The organism is Roseateles asaccharophilus (assembly GCF_004362405.1).
Classification (GTDB): domain Bacteria; phylum Pseudomonadota; class Gammaproteobacteria; order Burkholderiales; family Burkholderiaceae_C; genus Kinneretia; species Kinneretia asaccharophila.
Genome location: NZ_SNXE01000001.1, coordinates 335985 through 355434, shown reverse-complemented (window position 1 = coordinate 355434; position 19450 = coordinate 335985). Strand labels below are relative to the sequence as shown.

General features: G+C 67.9%; 20 protein-coding genes. 7 read left to right on the top strand and 13 right to left on the bottom strand.

What is annotated here, in order from left to right:
• The first annotated feature begins 10 nt into the window (after positions 1 to 10).
• From DFR39_RS01600 to DFR39_RS01590, 3 genes are read left to right on the top strand one after another with little or no spacing between them, the layout of a single operon-like run.
• Positions 11 to 1123 (top strand): saccharopine dehydrogenase family protein, encoded by a 1113-nt coding sequence (locus tag DFR39_RS01600; protein ID WP_133601780.1) that lies wholly within the window; start codon positions 11 to 13, stop codon positions 1121 to 1123.
• Entirely contained in the window at positions 1120 to 1662 is a 543-nt protein-coding gene (locus DFR39_RS01595; protein WP_133601779.1) for a DUF4166 domain-containing protein, read from the top strand. The genes DFR39_RS01600 and DFR39_RS01595 overlap by 4 nt, the downstream gene beginning before the upstream one ends.
• Positions 1659 to 2048: a thiol-disulfide oxidoreductase DCC family protein gene (locus tag DFR39_RS01590; RefSeq protein ID WP_133601778.1), complete on the top strand. Its 390-nt coding sequence runs from the start codon at positions 1659 to 1661 to the stop codon at positions 2046 to 2048. The genes DFR39_RS01595 and DFR39_RS01590 overlap by 4 nt, the downstream gene beginning before the upstream one ends.
• A 61-nt stretch (positions 2049 to 2109) precedes the next feature.
• Here DFR39_RS01590 and DFR39_RS01585 read toward each other — a convergent pair whose 3' ends face one another.
• The 8 genes from DFR39_RS01585 to DFR39_RS01550 form a co-directional block, all read right to left on the bottom strand.
• Complete coding sequence (locus tag DFR39_RS01585; protein ID WP_133601777.1) at positions 2110 to 2703, bottom strand: malonic semialdehyde reductase; 594 nt, start codon at positions 2701 to 2703, stop codon at positions 2110 to 2112.
• A 69-nt stretch (positions 2704 to 2772) separates the two neighbouring features.
• The gene (locus DFR39_RS01580; protein ID WP_133601776.1) at positions 2773 to 4698 is read right to left on the bottom strand and encodes an MFS transporter; all 1926 of its coding nucleotides are present in this window, start codon (positions 4696 to 4698) and stop codon (positions 2773 to 2775) included.
• Positions 4695 to 5312: a CAAX prenyl protease-related protein gene (locus DFR39_RS01575; RefSeq protein ID WP_246030639.1), complete on the bottom strand. Its 618-nt coding sequence runs from the start codon at positions 5310 to 5312 to the stop codon at positions 4695 to 4697. Before DFR39_RS01575 ends, DFR39_RS01580 begins: the two co-directional genes overlap by 4 nt.
• 153 nt (positions 5313 to 5465) lie before the next feature.
• On the bottom strand, positions 5466 to 7052 hold the full coding sequence (locus DFR39_RS01570) for an ATP-binding protein (protein WP_133601774.1): 1587 nt from the start codon (positions 7050 to 7052) through the stop codon (positions 5466 to 5468).
• Between the two features lie 15 nt (positions 7053 to 7067).
• Complete coding sequence (locus DFR39_RS01565) at positions 7068 to 7628, bottom strand: heme NO-binding domain-containing protein (protein ID WP_133601773.1); 561 nt, start codon at positions 7626 to 7628, stop codon at positions 7068 to 7070.
• A 144-nt stretch (positions 7629 to 7772) separates the two neighbouring features.
• Positions 7773 to 8531, bottom strand: a complete 759-nt coding sequence (locus tag DFR39_RS01560; RefSeq protein ID WP_133601772.1) for an SDR family oxidoreductase — start codon at positions 8529 to 8531, stop codon at positions 7773 to 7775.
• Positions 8532 to 8581: 50 nt separating this feature from the next.
• Complete coding sequence (locus DFR39_RS01555; protein ID WP_133601771.1) at positions 8582 to 10204, bottom strand: GGDEF domain-containing protein; 1623 nt, start codon at positions 10202 to 10204, stop codon at positions 8582 to 8584.
• Between the two features lie 115 nt (positions 10205 to 10319).
• The gene (locus tag DFR39_RS01550; protein WP_133602382.1) at positions 10320 to 11831 is read right to left on the bottom strand and encodes a CoA-acylating methylmalonate-semialdehyde dehydrogenase; all 1512 of its coding nucleotides are present in this window, start codon (positions 11829 to 11831) and stop codon (positions 10320 to 10322) included.
• 114 nt (positions 11832 to 11945) lie between these two features.
• On the opposite strand from DFR39_RS01550, the gene DFR39_RS01545 reads away from it, so the two are divergent.
• Positions 11946 to 12938 (top strand): LysR family transcriptional regulator, encoded by a 993-nt coding sequence (locus DFR39_RS01545; protein WP_133601770.1) that lies wholly within the window; start codon positions 11946 to 11948, stop codon positions 12936 to 12938.
• Positions 12939 to 13072: 134 nt separating this feature from the next.
• Here the strand turns inward: DFR39_RS01545 and DFR39_RS01540 are convergent, their stop codons facing one another.
• A complete protein-coding gene (locus DFR39_RS01540; protein WP_133601769.1) occupies positions 13073 to 13633 on the bottom strand; it encodes a flavodoxin family protein in 561 nt (186 codons plus the stop codon).
• A 31-nt stretch (positions 13634 to 13664) separates the two neighbouring features.
• On the opposite strand from DFR39_RS01540, the gene DFR39_RS01535 reads away from it, so the two are divergent.
• Complete coding sequence (locus DFR39_RS01535) at positions 13665 to 14399, top strand: YecA/YgfB family protein (protein WP_246030638.1); 735 nt, start codon at positions 13665 to 13667, stop codon at positions 14397 to 14399.
• A 7-nt stretch (positions 14400 to 14406) separates the two neighbouring features.
• Here the strand turns inward: DFR39_RS01535 and DFR39_RS01530 are convergent, their stop codons facing one another.
• Both DFR39_RS01530 and DFR39_RS01525 read right to left on the bottom strand, forming a co-directional pair.
• Positions 14407 to 15729 (bottom strand): Hsp70 family protein, encoded by a 1323-nt coding sequence (locus tag DFR39_RS01530; protein ID WP_133601768.1) that lies wholly within the window; start codon positions 15727 to 15729, stop codon positions 14407 to 14409.
• 85 nt (positions 15730 to 15814) lie between these two features.
• Positions 15815 to 17128 (bottom strand): D-amino acid dehydrogenase, encoded by a 1314-nt coding sequence (locus DFR39_RS01525; RefSeq protein WP_133601767.1) that lies wholly within the window; start codon positions 17126 to 17128, stop codon positions 15815 to 15817.
• A gap of 196 nt (positions 17129 to 17324) precedes the next feature.
• On the opposite strand from DFR39_RS01525, the gene DFR39_RS01520 reads away from it, so the two are divergent.
• Positions 17325 to 18260 carry a LysR family transcriptional regulator ArgP gene (locus DFR39_RS01520; protein WP_133601766.1) on the top strand — a complete coding sequence of 312 codons (936 nt, stop codon included), beginning with the start codon at positions 17325 to 17327 and terminating at the stop codon, positions 18258 to 18260.
• 8 nt (positions 18261 to 18268) lie between these two features.
• On the opposite strand, the gene DFR39_RS01515 is transcribed toward DFR39_RS01520, so the two are convergent.
• On the bottom strand, positions 18269 to 18460 hold the full coding sequence (locus DFR39_RS01515; protein ID WP_133601765.1) for a hypothetical protein: 192 nt from the start codon (positions 18458 to 18460) through the stop codon (positions 18269 to 18271).
• Positions 18461 to 18722: 262 nt separating this feature from the next.
• Between DFR39_RS01515 and DFR39_RS19945 the strand changes: the two genes are divergently transcribed.
• Entirely contained in the window at positions 18723 to 18953 is a 231-nt protein-coding gene (locus tag DFR39_RS19945; RefSeq protein ID WP_211343763.1) for a hypothetical protein, read from the top strand.
• 63 nt (positions 18954 to 19016) lie between these two features.
• On the opposite strand, the gene DFR39_RS01510 is transcribed toward DFR39_RS19945, so the two are convergent.
• Positions 19017 to 19439: a universal stress protein gene (locus DFR39_RS01510; protein ID WP_133601764.1), complete on the bottom strand. Its 423-nt coding sequence runs from the start codon at positions 19437 to 19439 to the stop codon at positions 19017 to 19019.
• Positions 19440 to 19450 lie beyond the last annotated feature (11 nt).

Here is a 19450-nt window from a genome sequence, read left to right as displayed (position 1 = left end):
CCCTGAAAAGATGCCTGGCTGCACGGTACTGATTCTTGGCGGCTATGGCTTCTTTGGTAGGCGGCTTGTCGAGCGCCTGGCGCGTCAGAGAAGCCTTCGGCTGATCATCGCCGGGCGCTCTCTTGCCAAGGGGGAGGCGCTTGCAGCGCAGCTCCGGGCCCAGGCGAAAGCCTCCATGGTGTGCATCGCGATGGATGTCCAGGCTGGCGATCTGGCGTCGCGGATCGCCAGCACCGGTGCGCAAGTCGTTGTCCACACCTGCGGTCCATTTCAGGGCCAGGGCTATGAGGTCGCCCGCGCTTGCCTGGCCGCCGGTTCGCACTACATCGACCTGGCTGATGGGCGGCAGTTCGTCGCTGGCATCTCCGCACTGGATGAGGAGGCCCGGCTTGCCCGCCTGTGCTTGCTCAGTGGTGCCAGCTCGGTGCCGGCGCTTTCTAGCGCTGCGGTGGACCAGTTGTCGCGAGACATGCTTGCGGTGCGCAGCATCGATATCGGCATCAGTCCCGGGAATCGCACAGATCGTGGTTTGGCCACCGTCAAGGCCATCCTCGGCTACTGTGGAAAGCGGCTGCCCGGCGACGGTGCCGCGCCGGTGTTCGGCTGGGCGGGGCGCTGGCGGCATGCCTACCCAGCACCGGTCGGCTTGCGCAATCTCTCACCCTGCGACGTTCCCGACCTGGAGCTGCTAGCCCCTCGCTATCCCGGTGTACCGCGTGTGCGCTTTGGTGCCGGCCTGGAACTCGGCCTTCTGCACCGGGGAATGAATCTGATGGCTTGGCTGGTCCGTCGAGGGTTTGTGTCCGACTGGAGCGTTCATGCACGGTGGCTCAAACGCGCGGCTGACCTACTGCAGGCCTTTGGCTCTGACGCTGGTGCCATGCATGTTGGCGTCGTGGGCGAGAGTGCGACCGGCGAGCGCTTGGAGCGGCTATGGCACCTGGTTGCCACTGCGGGCGACGGTCCCTATGTCCCCACGCTTGCTGCAGCTGCTCTGGTGAGGCGAGTGTCGGATGGCCGGCCGCCAGCGGCGGGCGCGCGGCCGGCCATGGGACTATTGACGCTAGAGGACTTCATCTTCGAGGCCAGTGGTCTGCATATCAGCATGGCAGAGGTTCGATGAGCCTGTACGAGCAGCTCCTTGGCCAACGCTATGGCGAACTGCCCGAGGCCGTCCAGCGATTCCATCGGCTGCGCGGAACGCATGCGCTGTTCGGAGAGGTGCGTACATGGGCGCCCGCCAATTGGTGCGCCAAGCTGTTTGCGATGGGCTTGGGAACACCGAGGAGTGGCGGCGAAGGCCCCATACGCTTCGAACTGGAAGCCGCTGCGGGCGAAGAGCGATGGACGCGGTTCTTCCCCACGCAGACCATGAGCTCGGTGCTGGCGCTCGGCGATGGTGAGGTGATCGAACATCTTGGGCCGGTGCGCCTGCACTTCGAGCTGGCTTTGGGTGCGCAAGGACAGCTGAGCATGCGGCTCATCCGGCTGAAGTGCCTTGGCTTGCCCTGCCCGCGGTGGCTGATGCCATGTGTCACGGCCGATGAGTTTGGCGAGGCGCCGGATGTACTTCGCTTCGAGATCAGCGCCAGCGTCCCATGGGTCGGACGCGTTGCGGCCTACAGTGGTTACCTCAAGCTGCCGGAAAGCGAGACGCTGTGATCATTGTGTTTGATGCCAAATGCCTGCTGTGCAGCGCCTGGGTTCGCTTCCTGTTGAGGCGAGACCGGCAGGGCCGGTTCCGTTACGCCTCCATGCAGGGGCAGACGGGTCGGCGGCTGCTGGAATCCGCGGGCTTGCAAGTCGATGACCTGCGGACGCTTCTGGTGGTGGACGGCGAGCGGAGTTGGCAGCACACGGCGGCCATTTTCCGCGTTTTGCATGCGCTGGGCGGCCCCTGGCGCCTGGCGTGGTTGGCCTGGCCCGTGCCGGCCTTTCTGCGGGACGCCGCCTACCGCTGGGTAGCGCGCCGCCGTTACCGACTCTTTGGTTCTTCGGAGCAATGCATGCTGCCGCCTGCCGACGCGGCGGCGCGCTTCCTGGATTGAAGCTTGAAGCGGCCGGGGTCATGATCCCAGCTGATCCCCTCAGCACGCTGGGCCTGAGGCCCTAGATCAAGCTGGCAATCTGCTCGAAGCCCAGGCGCGGGCCGCGCGGGTGGTTGCCGCTGGCGTCGCCGTAGCCCAGATTGATCAGGAACTGCGCCTGGTAGCGGCCATCGGGGAAGAACTCGGCATTGAGCTTGGCGGTGTCGAAGCCGGCCATGGGGCCGCAGTCCAGCCCCAGCAGGCGGGCGGCGAGGATGAAGTAGGCGCCTTGCAGATGGCTGTTTAGGCCCGCCGTGCCGGCCGCCGCCGTGGCATTGCCCGCGAACATGTCATGGGCGCCGGGGAAGGAGGGGAACTGGGTGGGCAGGTGCTCGTAGAAGCGGCTGTCGGCGGCCACGATCACCGTCACCGGCGCCGCCAGGGTCTTGGCCAGATTGCCCGGTGACAGGGTGGGGGCCAGTCTTTGCTTGGCCTCGGCGCTCTGCACGAAGACATAGCGCACCGGCTGGCTGTTCATGGCCGTGGGGCCCCATTGGGCCAGGGTCACGATCTCGCGCAGCGTGGCCTCGCTGACGGGCTTGTCGCTGAACTTGTTGAAGGTGCGGGCCTGGCGGAAGGCCAGGTCCAGAACGGTGCTGTCGGCGGGGTTCTTCATGGCGCGGGAACTTGATGGGTGGGCGGGTGGGCGCGCAAGCCTTGACTGTAGCGCTCGACGGTAGCGCGCTCAGGCAGGTGGTGCCGCCAACAGCTGCCCCACGCGCTGCTGCAGGCCCTCGGGGCTGACCTCGGCGGCGATCAGGGGTGTGCCGGCCACCAGGCCCACGCGGCTGAAGATGCCGCGTCGGAAGGGGCGCACCATGGCCTGTCCCTGCTCCACGCGCGAGAAGAAGGAGCCCCAGAGATTCGTCAGCGCCAGCGGCACCACCGGCAGCTCGGGCCGGTCTTCGATGATCTTCATCACGCCGCCCCGGAAGGGCTGGAGCTGGCCGTCGCGGGTGATGCCGCCCTCCGGGAAGATGCACAGCAGCTCGCCCTCGTCCAGCACCTCGCGGGCGCGGGCAAAGGCAGCCTCGCAGGTGGCCGGGTCCTGCTTCTGCGGCGCGATGGGAATGGCCTTGGCCAGGCGGAACAGCCAGCCCAGCACCGGAATGCGGAAGATGCGGTGGTCCATGATGAAGCGTATGGGCCGCGGGCTGGCGGCCATCAGCAGCACCGCATCGACAAAGCTCACATGGTTGCAGACCAGCACGGCCGCCCCCTGGGCCGGGATGTGTTGCTCGCCGCTGAGGCGAAAGCGGTAGATGCAGCGCGAGGCGATGAAGGCCACGAAGCGCAGCAGGTACTCGGGCACCACCAGAAAGATGTAGGCCGCCACCACCGCATTGGCCAGGCCCAGCAGGCCGAAGAGCTGGGGAATGCTCAGACCCGCACCCAGCAGCACGCCGGCCAGCAGCGAGCTGGCGATCATGAACAGGGCGTTCAGGATGTTGTTGGCCGCGATGATGCGCGCGCGGTGCGTGGGCTGAGCCCGCAGCTGGATCAGGGCGTACATGGGCACGCTGTACAGGCCGGCAAAAAGGGCCAGCAGGGCCAGGTCGGCCAGCACCCGCCAGTGCGCGGCCTGGGCCAGAAAGGCGCCCAGGCTCAGTGCCTGGCTCGCCGGGGGCAGGGCGCGCGAGGCGAAGTACAGATCGATGGCGAACACGCTCATGCCGATGGCGCCCAGAGGCACCAAGCCGATTTCCACATGACGCTTGGACAGCATCTCGCACAGCAGCGAGCCTATGCCTATGCCCACCGAGAACACCACCAGCAGCAGCGAGGCCACCTGCTCATTGCCTTGCAGCACCTCCTTGGCGAAGGCCGGGAAATTGGACAGGAAGACGGCGCCGAAGAACCACATCCAGGAAATGCCCAGCAGGGAGCGGAATACCGCCAGCTGGCCATGGGCCAGTTTCAGATTGCGCCAGGTCTCGCTCACCGGATTCCAGTTGATGCGCAGCTCGGGGTCGGTGGCGGGGCTGGCGGGAATGGCCTGGGCCGTGGCGCGGCCGGCCAGGGCCAGGAGCAGGCCGCCCAGGGCCACATGGCGGGCGCCGACTTCCGGCGTGGCGATCAGCAGGCCGCCGGCCACATTGCCCAGCAGGATGGCCACAAAGGTACCCATCTCCACCATGCCGTTGCCGCCGGTGAGCTCGCGCTCATTGAGCTGCTGGGGCAGGTAGGCGTATTTCACCGGCCCGAACAGGGTGGAGTGCAGGCCCATCAGAAAGACGCAGGCCAGCAGGGCCGGCACCTGGGTGGTCCAGAAGCCCCAGGCCGCCAGGGCCATGATGAGGATCTCCAGGCTCTTGATCAGGCGCATCAGCGCGGCCTTGTCGTGCTTGTCCGCCAGCTGGCCGCTGGTGGCCGAGAAGAGCACAAAGGGCAGTATGAAGAGCGCGCCGATCACCAGGCCCGCCTGGGCCGGCTGCAGCCAGCTGAGCTGCAGCTGGTAGGTCAGCATGACCGTGAGCGCGAACTTGAAGAGATTGTCATTGGCCGCGCCCAGGAACTGGGTCCAGAAGAAAGGCGCGAAGCGGCGCTGGCCCAGCAGGGCGAACTGGCTGGGATGTCCGGCGGAGCCGGGGTCTTGCAGGTCGTGGCTCACCAGAACTCCCAGCGCCCGGTCTTGATCACCCACAGGCCCAGGGCGCCGTTGGTCACGGCATGGGCGATCACGGCCGTCCAGAGCTTGCCGCTGCGCACATAGAGCCAGGCGTAGGCCAGGCCGGCCACGATGGCGGCCAGCCACAGGGTGTGGGCCAGCATGAAGACAAAGGTGGAGAGCACGATGGCACGCAAACCTATCTGCTGCGGGTCCACGCGTTCGAACTGCGGGTGGGCGATCCAGCGCATCAGGAAGCTGCGCCAGAACAGCTCCTCCATCACGGGCACCAGCAGAGCCGCGCCGATCCAGCGCATGGCGATCAGCGTCCAGTCGATCCGGCCCTGCGCGTCCAGGGGCACGAAGTTGGCCGTCGCCTCGCCCAGCTGCATCCAGGGGGCGTCAAGGTGGATCCACAGACCGAACACGGCCAGACCCACGCCCACGCTCCACAGCGTCTGGCGAAGGTCCGGGAGATTCTGGCGAGCCAATTCCCCGTACTCCTTCCAGAACCAAAGCAGGGCGCCGCCGACGATCAGTACGCTCAGCCCATAGACCCAGCGTGGATCAAACACACCCTCGGCTGGCAGCGAGCCGCGCAGCACAAGCAATCCCATGAAGAGAACGAAAGGAATGCAGCGCGCTATGGCGGCTGAGCTCAGGCCGTGGAGATGTGCGGTCTTCATAGTCGCGTGGGAGACGAACAAGGCGGACAGCCTAGCGCCAAATCGTGACGTGGCGACACGACGATCTCGCTCTTACCCCCGGGATCAGGGCCTGTTCGTGGCGTCTGCCCTCAGCCCCAGGCTACGACTGTCGCCGCTGCGCGGGGCCAGCCGCAGTGGCAGCCAGAGCGTGACCTGGGTGCCTTGTCCGATCTGGCTTTGCACCTCAACCTCACCCCCCTGCAACTCGATCAACTCCTTGACCAGACACATGCCCAGCCCGGTGCCCAGGATGGTGCCACTCGGGTCGGCTCGAAAAAAGCGCTCGAACACCCTGCTGAGCTGGCTCTCGGTCATGCCAATGCCCTGGTCGCTCACGCGCAAGCCCCAGGCCTCACGGCCGTCTTTAAGCAGTCCGCGCCGGGCATCAAGGACCACCTCTCCGCCTTGAGGCGAGTACTTGAAAGCGTTGGAGAGCAGATTGCTCAGGGCCTGCAGGATCTGGCGTTCGTCACCGAGCAGCCGCGCCGGTCCGTCCAGCATGTCTTGCGCCGGCAGGGGCAGCAGTGTGGGAACACGTGCGTCGGGGGCGCAGAAGGCCTGCGCTGCATCTTGCAGCAGGCGCTCTGGATCCAGGCTGCGTATCTCTAGATCCTCGCCTTGGCGGGCTTCGATCCGCGCAAGATCCAGCAACTGGTTGACCATCTCGATCAGTCGACCGGTCTGGCGGTGGATGGCCTCGAACATCTCCTGCTGGCGCTCTGCCTTGTAGCGGCCGCACAAGAGCAGCTCGACGAACCCGTGCACGCTGGTCATGGGCGTGCGCAATTCGTGCGCTGCGGTGCTCAGAAACTCGCTCTTCATGCGGTCCACCTCGAATTCCTGCGTCACATCCTGCAGGTGCAACACCAGGCCGGCATCCGGCGCGGGCTGCAAGTCGAGTCGTACCATGCGCTGGCCTGCAAATCGCAAAACCTGACCCTGCAAGGGGCTGGGCTGTGCCCGCAGGACCTCGGCCTCGATGCGCCGGCTTTCTTGCCCAGACAAGCGAGCCTGGCAGAGCTCGGCGATCTGCTCCAGATCCAGACCGAGCAGCTCGCTGCGTGGCATCACGAGAAGATCGGCCAGGGCCTGGTTGGCGATCTTGAGCACGGCGTTGGCGTCGAAGTACGCAATGCCCTGGGGACTGAGTGCCAGCACGGTTTCTAGCTCGGCGCTGCGCTGGCGCAGGCGCGCGGCCTGCTGGACCGCGTCGTCCAGTGACATCTTCATGGTCTGATGAATCATCAGCATGTCACCCAAAGCATCGTGCGGGGCGAAGTGCTCAAAACCCAGGCCGTGAGTACGGAGCTGTGACTGCTCGGTGATGATGGCTGCACATAGCAGCAGCGCGCTGCCGTCCGGTTGGCTCAGCACACTGCCGCGCAGCATCACTGGCGGCTTGTGTTGGGTACGAAGAACGCACAGACTGCCTTCGTAGCGTCGCCAGTCGGTCTGTTGCGCACCGAGCCCTCGTGGCCGACGGATCTCGATGTGCTCATGGATCGCAGCGCCGGGCTGCAAATCCTTGACCAAGTGCTTCAAGCTGGCGCCGCAGCTGATCAATCGGCCCTGGGGATCGACGTGGAGGTAAAACGGGAAGGCCGCCGCCACGCGGTCGCCGCAGAGGCTGGGCGCGAGCTGCTCGGGCATGGCGAACCACCAGCCTCAGCCGTGCTGGATGCGTATCTCGAAGCGATCGGCTGCTGCGCCCTGCGACCGGTCGTCGGTCTGGCTGACCTCGATGGTTTCGCCAAAACGCTTGGCAAGACCATGCAAAAGGCCCACCACAAAGGCCGAGAGCCCTGGCCGCTGAGACTGGTACAGCAGGACGAAGCGCTCAGGCTCTCCGCTGGGATGATCCTGCAGCTCGAAGTAGGGCATGGACATCTCGCTGAACACGGTCTCGACTCGGCCGTGCATATCGTTAAGCCGGGACAGGAACTCCCGTGTGCTGTGACCGAAGCCGTCCAGCAGATCGCCATAGCCCTTTTGCGCGGTATAGAGGATCCAGTGCTCACCGAAAGCGTGCAGCACCTGGGAGGCCGGCAGGCCGAGTTCCTCGCTGGCGGCGCCGACCAAGCGGTAGGTGAGCTCGTCTGGATAGGTCTGCATGGAGAGGAACTCCTCATCCGGGCAGCCGGCGCGCTCGCGAATCCTCTGCCAGCCGGGTTCCCCGCGCAGGGATACCACCAAGTCTCGAACCGCACGATTGACAAGTCCGTACATCGCCGACCTCCGCGTGCAAACTGCTTGCCACCTCAATGTAGGCGGCACGCCCGGCGATGTCTCGAATTTCTTAGCGCTGCTGTCGTGAAGATGTCACGCGGCAGGTGATATCGCACCAGCGCCTTCGCCCCGCTGCCCAGGCGCTCAGCGGCCTCCCGCCACATCCAGGGTCGTTGCCACGGTGTAGCTGGCGGCGTCCGAAAGCAGCCAGGCAATCGCCTCGGCCACCTCCTCGGCCCGGCCCAGGCGCTGGATGGGAATGCCGGCGGTGGCCGCGGGTAGCAGATCCATGGTGCCGCTGTCGGCATGGATCTCGGTCTCGATGATGCCGGGGCGCACACCGTTGACGCGTATGCCCTCGCCAATCAGCTCCCGGCCCAGGCTCACGGTGAGGCTGTCCACCGCGCCCTTGCTGGCCGCGTAGTCGGCATAGATGCCCGGCGAACCCAGCTTGGCGGCGCGCGAGCTGAGGTTGACGATGGCCCCGCCCGCGCCACCCTGGCGCGTGCTCATGCGCCGTGCGGCCTCGCGGCTGCACAGCAGGGTGCCGAAGACATTGACCGCGAACAGGCGCTGCCAGCGCGCCATGTCCATCTGGGCCAGACGCTGGGCCGGCACCACGATGCCGGCGTTGTTCACCAGGCCGTTCAGGCGGCCCAGCTCGGCGTCGATGCGGGTGAACATGGCCAGCACCTGGGCCTCGTCCGCCACATCGGCCTGCAGGGCCAGAAAGCGCTGGCCCGGGTGGGCGGCGCGCAGCTCGGCCTCCAGGGCCTGGGCGCTGCCAGCGTCGCGGGCGTAGTTGAGGGCCAGGTCATGCCCGCGCGCGGCGAGCAGTCGGGCGGTGGCGGCGCCGATGCCGCGGCTGGCTCCGGTAATCAGGGTGAGCGGGACAGGTTTCATCGCAGCGCGGGTGCTGGCCGAGATGCGCTGGATGATAGGCGCTGAAGCGCTCAGGCCAGGGCCACGCGGTTGCGACCCAGATGCTTGGCCCGGTACATGGCGCTGTCGGCGCGCGAGATCAGCAAATCGGTGGCATAGGGTGGGCTGCTGGCCAGGCCGATGGACAGCGTCACCTGCAGGCCCGGGGCGATGCCGTCCCATGGGAAGGACTCGACGCACTGGCGCAGGCGCTCGCAGACCTCGAAGGCGCGGTCGGGCACGGTGTCGGGGAAGAGCACCAGGAACTCCTCACCGCCGTAGCGCAGCAGCAGATCGCTGCCGCGGGTGTTGTCGCGCAGCATCTGGGCCAGCTGCTGCAGCACCCGGTCGCCCACTGTGTGGCCCAGCTGGTCATTGATGAGCTTGAAGTGGTCGGCGTCGATCAGCGCCAGGGTCAGCACCTGGCCGGCCGCTTCGGCGGCACGCAGCAGGGCGGGCATGCGCGACTCCATGCAGCGGCGGTTGCCCAGGCCGGTGAGCGGGTCCAGCTCCAGATGGGCCTCCAGGGTCGCGGCGCGGGCCTCCTGGTGCTCGGCGCGCTGGCGGGATTGCTCGGCCTCCAGCCGCGTCACGAAGAAGCGCGACTGCGCCATCCGCTGGGCCGCGGTGCGGCGCCGCTCCAGGCGCTGGCAAAGCTCCAACTGCTTCAGCGCCTCCTCGTACTGACCCATGCGCTGTGCCGCGCGGTACAGCGCATGGTGGGCGCGCAGCGCCGTGCCAGAGGGGGCACGCTCGCCCGCCTCCTGCAGCAGCAGGCGCAGGTCCTCGTAGGCTTGTCGGGGCTCGCTCTGCAACAGGCGCAGCTCGGCCAGGGAGCAGCGCAGAATCCAGGCCTGGACTTCGTAGCCCAGCGCACGGGCTTGCTCCAGCGTCTGGACCAGCAGGGCCTCGGCCGCCTCCAGCTGACCGCTGTGAAGCAGGGCCTCGCCCAGATTGGCCTCGGTCGTGACCCGGGCAAAAGGGTCGCCAAAGGCCTCGGCGTGCGGGCGCACTTCCTGGGCATAGCGCAGTGCACGCGCCAGCGCGTCGGCGCAGGCGGCGTCATGACCGCTGTCCCGCAGCAGGTGGAAGGCCCCCAGCGCGACATGGCAGAGGTTGTTCAGCGTGACCACACGCTCGTACAGGGATGGCTGCTCGCGCACCAGCGCGGCTGCTTCCGTCATGAGACGCTCGGCCTGCCAGGGGTCGCCCATGCGCTCGAAAGTGGCGCCCAGGGCATTCAATGCCACGGCGATCAGGCGGCTGTCGCCCAGCTCCTGGGCCACTGCATAGCCCTCGTTGGCACAGCGCATGGCGGTCTCGAAATCGCCGGTCTCGCAGCCGGCCAGCGTCATCCAGCGCAGCAGCTCGCCCAGCTCCGGGCTGGGGCCCTGGGCCTGCAGCAGCGGCAGCAAGGCCTCTGCGGCCCGCAGGAAGGCATTCAGGTCGCCGCGACGGTAGAGAAAAAAGGCGCGCAGGCGGCCTGCCTCGACCTGCTCGGCCAGCATGTGCAGATCCCGGGCCAGGTCCCAGGCGCGCTGCGCGTGGGTCAGGCCTTCGTCCAGTCTGGACTGGGCTTGGGCATGCCGGGCCTCGGCCAGGCAGTGGCTCAGTGCATCGTCGTGCTGGACCTCGGGACTGAGGACATCGGGCATGGGCGCGGTTTACAACGTGTCACAAAGGCGAGAGGGTAGCCCAAGCCACAGGCTTGCGGCGCCCCTTGTCCTGTTCTTGCAACTTGTGCGCGCAGCGCCCGCTGATGAGCGGCCGTCAGCGGCTTGTCGGCATCACGAATTCGGCGCCCTTGCCAATGCTGGCGGGCCAGCGCTGCATCACGCTCTTTTGCTTGGTGTAGAAGCGCACGCCTTCCTCGCCATAGGCATGCATATCGCCGAACAGGCTCTTCTTCCAGCCACCGAAGCCATGCCAGGCCATGGGCACGGGAATGGGCACATTGATGCCCACCATGCCCACCTGGATGCGCCGGGCGAACTCGCGCGCCACATGGCCGTCGCTGGTGAAGCAGGCCACGCCATTGCCGAACTCGTGCGCATTGACCAGGTCCACCGCCGCGGCGAAGTCCGGCACGCGCACACAGGCCAGCACCGGGCCGAAGATCTCTTCCTTGTAGATGCGCATGGCGGGCGTCACATGGTCGAACAGGGTGCCGCCGGTGAAGAAGCCGCCCTCATGGCCGGCCACTTGGTGGCCGCGTCCGTCCACCAGCAGGGAAGCACCTTCCTCCACGCCCAGCTTGATATAGCCCTCGATGCGGTCGCGCGCCTCGCGGGTGACGATGGGGCCCATCTCGGCCTCCAGCTCCATGCCGTTCATGATCTTCAGCGCGCGGGCGCGTTCGGCCAGCTTCGGGATGATCTTGTCGGCCACATCGCCCACCAGCACCGCCACCGAGATGGCCATGCAGCGCTCGCCGGCCGAGCCGTAGGCGGCGCCGATCAGGGCATCCACGGCCTGCTCGATGTCGGCATCGGGCATCACCACCATATGGTTCTTGGCGCCGCCCAGGGCCTGGACGCGCTTGCCCAGGCGCGCGCCGGTCTCGTAGATGTACTGGGCGATGGGCGTGGAGCCCACAAAGGACAGGGCGCGCACATCGGGGTGGTTGAGGAGGGCGTCCACCACCACCTTGTCGCCCTGCACCACATTGAAGATGCCGTCGGGCAGGCCGGCGCGCTTGAAGAGCTCGGCGATGAAGAGGCTGGGCGAGGGGTCGCGCTCGCTGGGCTTGAGGATGAAGGCATTGCCGGTGGCAATGGCCAGGGGCGCCATCCACATGGGCACCATGAAGGGGAAGTTGAAGGGCGTGATGCCGGCCACCACGCCCAGGGGCTGGCGCATTGTCCAGTTGTCGATGCCGGTGGAGACCTGCTCGGTGTAGTCGCCCTTGAGCAGCTGGGGCACGCCGCAGGCGAACTCCACGATGTCGATGCCGCGGCTCACCTCACCCTGGGCGTCGGTGAAGACCTTGCCATGCTCGGCGGTGATCATGGCGGCCAGCTCGTCCTTGTGCTGGTTCAGCAGCTCCAGGAACTTGAACATCACGCGGGCGCGGCGCAGCGGGGGGGCATCGGCCCAGGCCGGGAACGCGGCCTGGGCGGCCGCCACCGCGCGCTCCACATCGGCCACGCTGCCCAGCTGCAGCTGGCGCGCCACCTGGCCGGTGGCCGGGTTGTAGACCGCCTGATTGCGACCTGCCGTGGCCTCGGCCGGCGCGCCGGCGATGAAGTGGGTGATGACGCGCGAATCGGTGTAGGCGGGCACGGGGGCGAGGGCCATGGCGGTCTCCGGGTGAGGACTTGTTGCGGCGCAGTCTAGGCCGCAGCTGTGCACCTGCCAATCGGCTGGCAGTGATTTGATTGTTCAATAATCCGAACAATGCAAGCCCCTGAAGCCCGCGAAGACAGCCCCAAGCCGCCCGCCCTGCCCGAGCTGCGCAATGAGCTGCTCTGGGGCCAGCTGCATGCCCTGCTGGTGATTGCCCAGCTGGGCAGCTTCACCAAGGCGGCGCAGCGCCTGGCCCTGTCCAAGGCCGCGGTGAGCCAGCGCATTGCCGATCTGGAGCGGGCCATGGGCCAGCAGCTGGTCGCCCGGACCACGCGCTCGGTGCGCCTGAGCGAGGCCGGCCAACGCTTGGTGGAGGAGACCGAGGCCAGCTTTGCCCAGATCACCCGCAGCCTGGCCGAGGCGCGCGATGCCGCCGGCCAGCCGCGCGGCCTGCTGCGCGTGACGGCGCCCGTGGCTCTGGGCCGCCAGCATGTGGCGCCGCAGCTGGAGAGCTTCTTTCGCCGCTACCCGGAGATCCGCATCGAGCTGGACCTCTCCGACCGCCTGGTGCCCCTGGCCCAGGAGGGCTACGACCTGGCGATCCGCCACACCAGCAGCCCGCCGGACACCCATGTGGCGGTCAAGCTCTGCGCCTCGCGCGCCCTGCTGGTGGCCAGCGGCGCCTATCTGCGGCGCCAGGGCGCGCCGGCTCATCCGGCCGAGCTGGGCCAGCACCAATGCCTGCCCTATCTGCGCCCGGGGCCGGCGGTCTGGCTCTTCGAGCGGCGCGGCGCCGCGGGCGGGGAGCGGCTCAAGGTGCCGGTGCAGGGGCCCTTGCGCGCCGGCAATAGCGAGGTGCTGCGCGAGGCCGCGCTGGCCGGTCTGGGCATCGCCCTGCTGCCCGATTTCAGCGCTGCGCCCGCGGTGCGCGCCGGGCGTCTGCGCGAGCTGCTGCCCGACTGGCGTCCGGCCGGCTTCTTCGGCGACGGCATCTACGCCATCCATCCCTGGAGCAGCAGCACGCCGCGGCCGGTGCGCCTGTTCACCGAGCATCTGAAGGCGGCGCTGGCGCCGGGCTTCGAGGGCGCGCGAGGCGGCGGATAAAAAAACGCCCGACCGGCAAGCCGGGCGGGCGGTGCAAGTCCTTGGAGGCAAGGACGTCGTTGGGATCGGTGCCCGGCCTGAACCGGGCGTGCTAGCAATGTAGCCGCGGGCTCGGGGCGCCGCCCATCCCACCCTTAGGGGATGCGCGTGAAATATGTGAGCGCCTGTGTCCAGGCCGCCTCGTCCTGCCGCACCGCATCGGGTGCGCCGCCCTTGCCCCACAGGGGCTCGCGCCAGTCCATGGACAGAAACTCGGCGCACAAGCGTGCGCTGTCCAGGGTGGGCTGGGCCTTGGCGCGGTCGCCGCTGGTGCTGATCAGCCACAGGCGCTTGCCGGCCATGCGGGCCTTGAAGTCCAGGCCGGGCACACGCATCCAGGCGCTCCAGTGATCCAGGTAGAGCTTGAGCGTGGCCGGGAAGCTGAACCAGTAGACCGGGGCCACGAGCACCAGGTCGGTGGCGTCCAGGGTGGCGTCCAGCAGCGCCCGGCCGTGGCCCTCGGGCATGGGATAGCTGCCGATGTCGTGGCGGTGGTCGGTGAAGGGCGGCAGCGGGCGCTGGGCCAGGTGTTCCCAGCGCTGGCTGGCGCCCGCGGGCAGCTGCTCGGCGGCGCGGCGCGCCAGGGCCTCGGTATTGCCCAGCACACCGGTCTGGCGGGTGCTGGCGACGAGAAAAAGGAAGTGGCGGGAGCTCATCGCGGCATGATAGTGGCGAGACAATCGAGGCATGAGCACGATGACGACCCCGAGCAAGCCCGCGATCCAGCCCCTCAGCGAGGCCGAGATGGAACGGCTGCAGGACCTGCTGGACGCCCTGCCGCCGCCGCTGGAGCCCCTGGACATCAGCATGCTGGACGGTTATCTGGTCGGCGTGCTGCTGCAACCCAAGGCCGTGCCGGCGCACCAGTGGCTGCGCCCCATCCTGGACAGCGAGGGCCGCGAGCTGCCGCCGGGCCTGCAGACCGAGCCCATCCTGGCCCTGTGCAAGCGCCGCCACCAGCAGCTCAACCGCGCGATTGCCGAGCGCCAGTGGTTCGATCCCTGGGTCTTCGAGCTGGGCGATGAGGACGGGGACGATGAGGACGAATTCGACAGTGATCCCTCCGAGGTGCTGCTGCCCTGGGTGGCGGGCTTTGCCCTGGCCACCGAGATCTTTCCCGATCTGATGCGCCAGGAGGCCAGCCAGCTGCTGGAGCCCCTGGCCGCGATCTACCGCCATCTGGATCCGGACGATCTGGAGGATGCCGACGATCTGCTGGAAGAGATCGAGAGTCTGGAGCCCGCCGCCGATCTGGAGGAGGCGGTGGAAAGCCTGGTCGCCGCCTGTCTGATGCTGGCCGACATCACCCGTCCCCAGGCCCAGGCGCCGCGCGCCGCGCCGGCCCGGCCGGGGGCCGGCCGTCGCACGCCGCCGCGCCCGGGTGCGGCACCCGGCGGCCGCGGCCCGCGCAAGCCCCGCTGAGCGAGGCTCAGCGCGCCGCGCCGAAGAGGCGCGCGGCGTGCAGGCCCAGGCCGGTGGCTACGGAGGCGAAGCGGTCGCCGCGCACCGCCTCGGCCGCCGGGAAGGCGGCGGCAATGCGCTCGGCCAGCAGGCGCAGGCCGGTGGAGCCGCCGGTGAAGTAGAGCGCGTCCACCTGGTCGGCGCGCAGGCCAGCCTGCCGCACGGTGTCGCGCCCGGCCTGCACGATGCGCTCCACATCGCTGTCCAGCGCTTCCAGGGCCTGGCTCTCGCCCAGGCTCACGCGCAGACCGCTTTCCACCAGGCCCAGGTCGATCTCGGTGCTGCCGCCGCCGGACACGGCGATCTTGGCGTCTTCGGCGCGGCCCGCCAGCTCATGGCCCAGATGGTCTTCCAGCACCGTCATCAGGCGGGCGTGGTGCTGGGGGTTGCCGTAGAAGCTGCGCATGCCGCGCAGCTCGGCCACGCGCTGCGGGCTGTAGACGGTGTTGATCAGATGCCAGGTCGCGAGGTCGAAATAGATGCCGCTGGGCACCTCGCGCGCGGGCTGACCGGGGCGCTCGGGGCCCAGGGAGCGGTAGCCCAGCTCGCGCAGGATGGAGGCCAGCTCGATATGGCGGTCGAAGTCGGTGCCGGCGATATGCACGCCGTGGTTGGCCAGGATGTCATCACGCCGGTCCAGGCGCGCCATGCGCTCGGGGCCCACACGCACCACCGAGAAGTCTGAGGTGCCGCCGCCGATATCGGCCACCAGGACCAGGCGCTCGCGCGTGGTCTGGCGCTCGTAGTCGAAAGCCGCGGCGATGGGCTCGTACTGGAAATGCACCTCGCTGAAGCCCACGGCGTGCGCGGCGGCCTCCAGCGAGGCCTGGGCCGCGGCGTCGCGTGCCGGCTCCTCGTCCACGAAGAAGACCGGCCGGCCCAGCACCACGCGGTGCAGGTCGTCCGGCGCACCGGCGGCCTGGGCCTGGCGGCGCAGGCGTTTGAGGTAGCCGGCCAGCATGTCGAAGTAGCGCACGCCGCGGCCGCCGCCCACATCGGTGCTCTGCTCGATCAGGCTGGAGCCCAGGATGCTCTTCATGGAGCGCATCAGCCGGCCTTCCACGCCCTCCACATAGGCGGCCAGGGCGGCGCGGCCGAAGGCACGCGGCGGGCCGTCGGCATCATGCGGGCCCTCGGCGTAGTAGAAGACCGCGGTGGGCATGGTGAGCTGGCCGGGCTCCAGCTCCACCAGGCGGGTGCTGCTGGGCGGCGCATCGGGAGCGCTGGAGGGAATGGCGATCGCGGAGTTGGACGTGCCGAAGTCGATCGCGCAGAAGGAGGGGCTCATCATGGCTCGCACACCGCAAAAAAGGGGTCGCGGATTGTAGTGGCCATGGGCGGGGCCTTGGGGCCCGCGGGCTCGCGTGGCGCGGGCTTCAGGCCGCGGCCACGCTGTGCAGCTTCTTGGCCGGCAGGGCGTCGCCGTAGAAGCCGAAGGCCATCTCCGGCGCCTGGCCCGCCATCAGCTCGGCCAGGGCGCGGCCCGAGCCGGCGCCGTGCGTCCAGCCCAGGGTGCCGTGGCCGGTGTTGAGCCAGAGGTTGCCGGCCTTCTTGCTGCGGCCGATGTAGGGAATATTGGTGGGCGTGCTCGGACGAAGACCCGTCCAGTAATTGGGCTCGCTGGTGTCGGCCACGCCGGGGAAGAGTTCTTCGTAGCGGCGCACCAGGGCGGCACAGCGCGCGCGCGCGGTGGGGTTGTCTAGGCTCAGGTCGAAGCCGGCCAGCTCGGCCGTGCCGGCGATGCGGATATGGTCGCCCAGGCGCGAGATGGCGAGCTTGCGCCCGTCGTCCAGCAGGCTGACCGTGCTGGCCGCTTCCGGGCGCTTGAGGCGCAGCGTGGCCGAGTAGCCCTTGGCGGGATAGATGTTGAGATGTTCGCCCAGGGGCTTGAGCAGGGCGGGTGCGTAGGAAGCCAGGGCCACCACATAGGCGTCGGCGCTGAGGCTGGTCTTGCGGCCGCTCAGACGCGAGGCGACCACGGCGCCGCTTATGGCGCCGCCCGCCGTTTCCAGGCCCAGCACATCATGCTCCCAGAGGAAGGTGGCGCCACGCTGGGCGCAGAGCTGGGCCAGCTTCTGGGTGAAGACGCGGGCATCGCCGGATTCGTCGCTGGGGGTGTAGGTGCCGCCGAAGACGCCCCGCTCGAAACTGCGCAGCGCGGGCTCCACGGCGAGCACTTCCTCGCGATTGAGCACGCGGCGATCCACGCCATGACGCTGCATGATCTCGGCGGCGCCGGCGCCGGCATCGAAGTCGGCCTGGCTGGAGAAGAAGTGCAGGATGCCGCGTTCCAGGCGGTCGTACTCGATGCCGGTGCTGGCCACCAACTCCTTCATGGAGGCGTGGCTGTAGCGACCCAGCTGTATGAGTTGCTCCACATTGCGCTCGAAAGCGGCGGTGGTGCATTGGCCCAGGAAGCTCAGACCCCAGCGCCACTGAGCCGGGTCGAGCCGCGGGCGGAAGAGCAGGGGCGAGTCGTCCTTGAGCAGCCATTTGGCCACCTTGAGTGGCGCGCCGGCATTGGCCCAGGGTTCACAGAAGCACACGGAAATCTGCGCGCCGTTGGCGTAGCTGGTTTCCAGCGCGGCGTCGGGCTGTCGATCCACGACGACGACTTCGTGGCCCTGCTCCAGCAGATACCAGGCGGTGCTGACACCGATGATGCCCGCGCCCAAAACGACAACCTTCATGACGGCTTCCTCAAAGGTTTGCTTGGCCCGATGGGTGGGCCAGTATGACTCTTAGACCCAGGCCTGGTCCATGAGGGGCACATAGCCCGCATCGACGTGGCCGCCCGGCGGCGGGCAAGGGTGGACCGAATTGTGCTCAGAGCTGGTGAATTGATGAAGATTCATTCATATTTCTAGGAGTACATTAGAAACACTTATGAAAGATCTGGACTCCGCAGGACTGGATTGCCTGGCAGCGCTGGCCGATGAAGGCAGCTTCGAACGCGCGGCCAAGGTGCTCAGCATCACCCAGAGTGCGGTATCGCAACGCCTGCGCAGCCTGGAGGCCCAGGTCGGGCAGCCGCTGGTCGTGCGTTCGCGGCCCCTGCGCCTGACCGAATCCGGCAAGCTGCTGCTGCGCTATGCCCGGCAGTTGCAGGCCCTGCGGGCCGATGTCATGCGGGAGCTGGGCGCGGGGCTGGCGCCTCATGAGCGCCTGGCCATTGCGGTCAATGCGGACAGCCTGGCGACTTGGGTGCTGCCGGCCTTGAACGACATCGTGCAACGCGGCCTGAGCGAGGGCTTCGGGCTGGAATTGGTGGTGGATGATCAGGACTTCACCCATGACCGTCTGCGCCAGGGCGAGGTGCTGGGCTGCGTGAGCACGGTGCGGCAGGCCCTGCGCGGCTGTGTGGTCCGGGCCCTGGGCGTGATGCGCTATGTGGCGGTGGCCAGCCCTGACTTTGTGGCGCAGCACCTGCCGCAGGGGCTGACTGTGGCCAATTTTGCCCAGACCCCGTTTCTGGTGTTCAACCGCAAGGACGATACACAGTCTCTTTGGGTGTCCAAGGCCTTGGGACTGCGCGCACCCCGCTTGAGGGAGCGCTTTGTGCCGTCCAGCGAGGCTTACGCGCGCGCGGTGTGCATGGGCTGGGGTGTCGGTGTGGCACCGGAGCTGCAACTGCGGCCCTTGCTGGCCAGTGGGGAACTTGTGCCCCTGCGTCCGGATGTGAGCGTGGATGTGGCGCTCTACTGGCACCAGTGGAAGCTGGTGGGCGAGCTGGAGACCGCGCCGGTGCGAGCGGCCTTGCTGGACGAGCTGGGGCAGGCTCTGGCCCGTGGCGCCCGTCAGGCCCTGGTCATGCCGTCATAGCCGGACGTCTATTGCTCGCTGCCTGTCTGATCTCGGGCCAACAACCGATCTGGAGACGCGGCGGACTTGCCGGCAATTCGTTCAGGCCTTGAGTCGGTGCCCATGCCCACATCCTGGCTGCGGTGTGCGAGCACCAGCGCGCTGAGCACGGCGATGCAGACGATGGCCCGGCTGAGCCAGGTATGGATGGAAGGATTCATGACAAACAGTTGACGTCGGGCTCGGGCTCGAGGTCGCGAAGGATAAGGGGGCTGCGCCGTGCCAGACATCCTTCCGAGGAGGGATGGGCCGAAAGTGCATCAGTAGGCCTTCTGCACGTGCTTGACGCCACCACGAGTTGTAACGCTAGGCCATGACGTGCGTTTTTCCCAACTGTGACGGCTTGCACCCCTAATTTTGGGATTCGGTACCCGGGCCGCGGGAGCACACTGGAACAAACTGGCGAAGTCTGCGAGGTCCACCATGCGATTCACTCCCGCACTGCGTTTCTTCCGGAAGAATTCGCTGCCTGGGGATGGGCATGACCCCGCCGATCTCGGGACGGCTTTCGGCATGGAAGCCAGCCTTGAAGGTGATCCTGCCGGTGGCCCGCAGCCACGGCCCGTTTATCCCTTGGAGTCGGAACAGCTGGCCGCGCGGCCAGCCTCGGAGTCGCCGCTGGCTTGGCTGAGCCGGCGCAACGGCAAGCACTGAGGCCCGAAGGGCCCGAGGGCCCAGAGGGCCGTTCGGGCTTGCTCCGGGATGCGCGGGACGCGCTTAGCGCACCAGCAGGGTCGGCACGTTGGTATGGGCCATCACCTTGGTGGCGACCGAGCCCATGACCAGATTGCCCAGGGTGCTGTGGCCGTGCGAGCCCATGATCAGCAGATCAAACTTGCCCTTGTCCGCGACGCCGGCGATGACATCGGCCGCGGCGCCCACCTTGTGGACAAACTCGGCCTGGATGCGCTGCTTGGTGAAGAAGGTGCGCAGGGTCTTCAGCACCTTCTCGGCCTCGTCGTTGTAGTAGCTCTTGAGCACTTCCTTGTCCAGCACGGCGGCGGCGCGAGGCGGCACGGCGGGCACGGCATGCAGCACCGTGTACTGGTGTCGGTCGCCCAGCCACTCATCATGGGCGGCCAGATAGGCCAGCATCCGCTTGGTGTAGGGGCTGCCGTCGACGGCGACCAGAATCTTCATGCTCCACTCCT

What these genes read in the sequence shown, in the direction of transcription:
- DFR39_RS01600 (WP_133601780.1), top strand. Translation starts at nt 11, where the DNA reads ATGCCTGGCTGCACGGTACTGATTCTTGGCGGCTATGGCTTCTTTGGT.
- DFR39_RS01595 (WP_133601779.1), top strand. Translation starts at nt 1,120, where the DNA reads ATGAGCCTGTACGAGCAGCTCCTTGGCCAACGCTATGGCGAACTGCCC.
- DFR39_RS01585 (WP_133601777.1), bottom strand. Translation starts at nt 2,703, where the DNA reads ATGAAGAACCCCGCCGACAGCACCGTTCTGGACCTGGCCTTCCGCCAG.
- DFR39_RS01575 (WP_246030639.1), bottom strand. Translation starts at nt 5,312, where the DNA reads ATGGGATTGCTTGTGCTGCGCGGCTCGCTGCCAGCCGAGGGTGTGTTT.
- DFR39_RS01570 (WP_133601774.1), bottom strand. Translation starts at nt 7,052, where the DNA reads ATGCCCGAGCAGCTCGCGCCCAGCCTCTGCGGCGACCGCGTGGCGGCG.
- DFR39_RS01565 (WP_133601773.1), bottom strand. Translation starts at nt 7,628, where the DNA reads ATGTACGGACTTGTCAATCGTGCGGTTCGAGACTTGGTGGTATCCCTG.
- DFR39_RS01560 (WP_133601772.1), bottom strand. Translation starts at nt 8,531, where the DNA reads ATGAAACCTGTCCCGCTCACCCTGATTACCGGAGCCAGCCGCGGCATC.
- DFR39_RS01555 (WP_133601771.1), bottom strand. Translation starts at nt 10,204, where the DNA reads ATGCCCGATGTCCTCAGTCCCGAGGTCCAGCACGACGATGCACTGAGC.
- DFR39_RS01545 (WP_133601770.1), top strand. Translation starts at nt 11,946, where the DNA reads ATGCAAGCCCCTGAAGCCCGCGAAGACAGCCCCAAGCCGCCCGCCCTG.
- DFR39_RS01540 (WP_133601769.1), bottom strand. Translation starts at nt 13,633, where the DNA reads ATGAGCTCCCGCCACTTCCTTTTTCTCGTCGCCAGCACCCGCCAGACC.
- DFR39_RS01535 (WP_246030638.1), top strand. Translation starts at nt 13,665, where the DNA reads ATGAGCACGATGACGACCCCGAGCAAGCCCGCGATCCAGCCCCTCAGC.
- DFR39_RS01530 (WP_133601768.1), bottom strand. Translation starts at nt 15,729, where the DNA reads ATGATGAGCCCCTCCTTCTGCGCGATCGACTTCGGCACGTCCAACTCC.
- DFR39_RS01525 (WP_133601767.1), bottom strand. Translation starts at nt 17,128, where the DNA reads ATGAAGGTTGTCGTTTTGGGCGCGGGCATCATCGGTGTCAGCACCGCC.
- DFR39_RS01520 (WP_133601766.1), top strand. Translation starts at nt 17,325, where the DNA reads ATGAAAGATCTGGACTCCGCAGGACTGGATTGCCTGGCAGCGCTGGCC.
- DFR39_RS01515 (WP_133601765.1), bottom strand. Translation starts at nt 18,460, where the DNA reads ATGAATCCTTCCATCCATACCTGGCTCAGCCGGGCCATCGTCTGCATC.
- DFR39_RS19945 (WP_211343763.1), top strand. Translation starts at nt 18,723, where the DNA reads ATGCGATTCACTCCCGCACTGCGTTTCTTCCGGAAGAATTCGCTGCCT.
- DFR39_RS01510 (WP_133601764.1), bottom strand. Translation starts at nt 19,439, where the DNA reads ATGAAGATTCTGGTCGCCGTCGACGGCAGCCCCTACACCAAGCGGATG.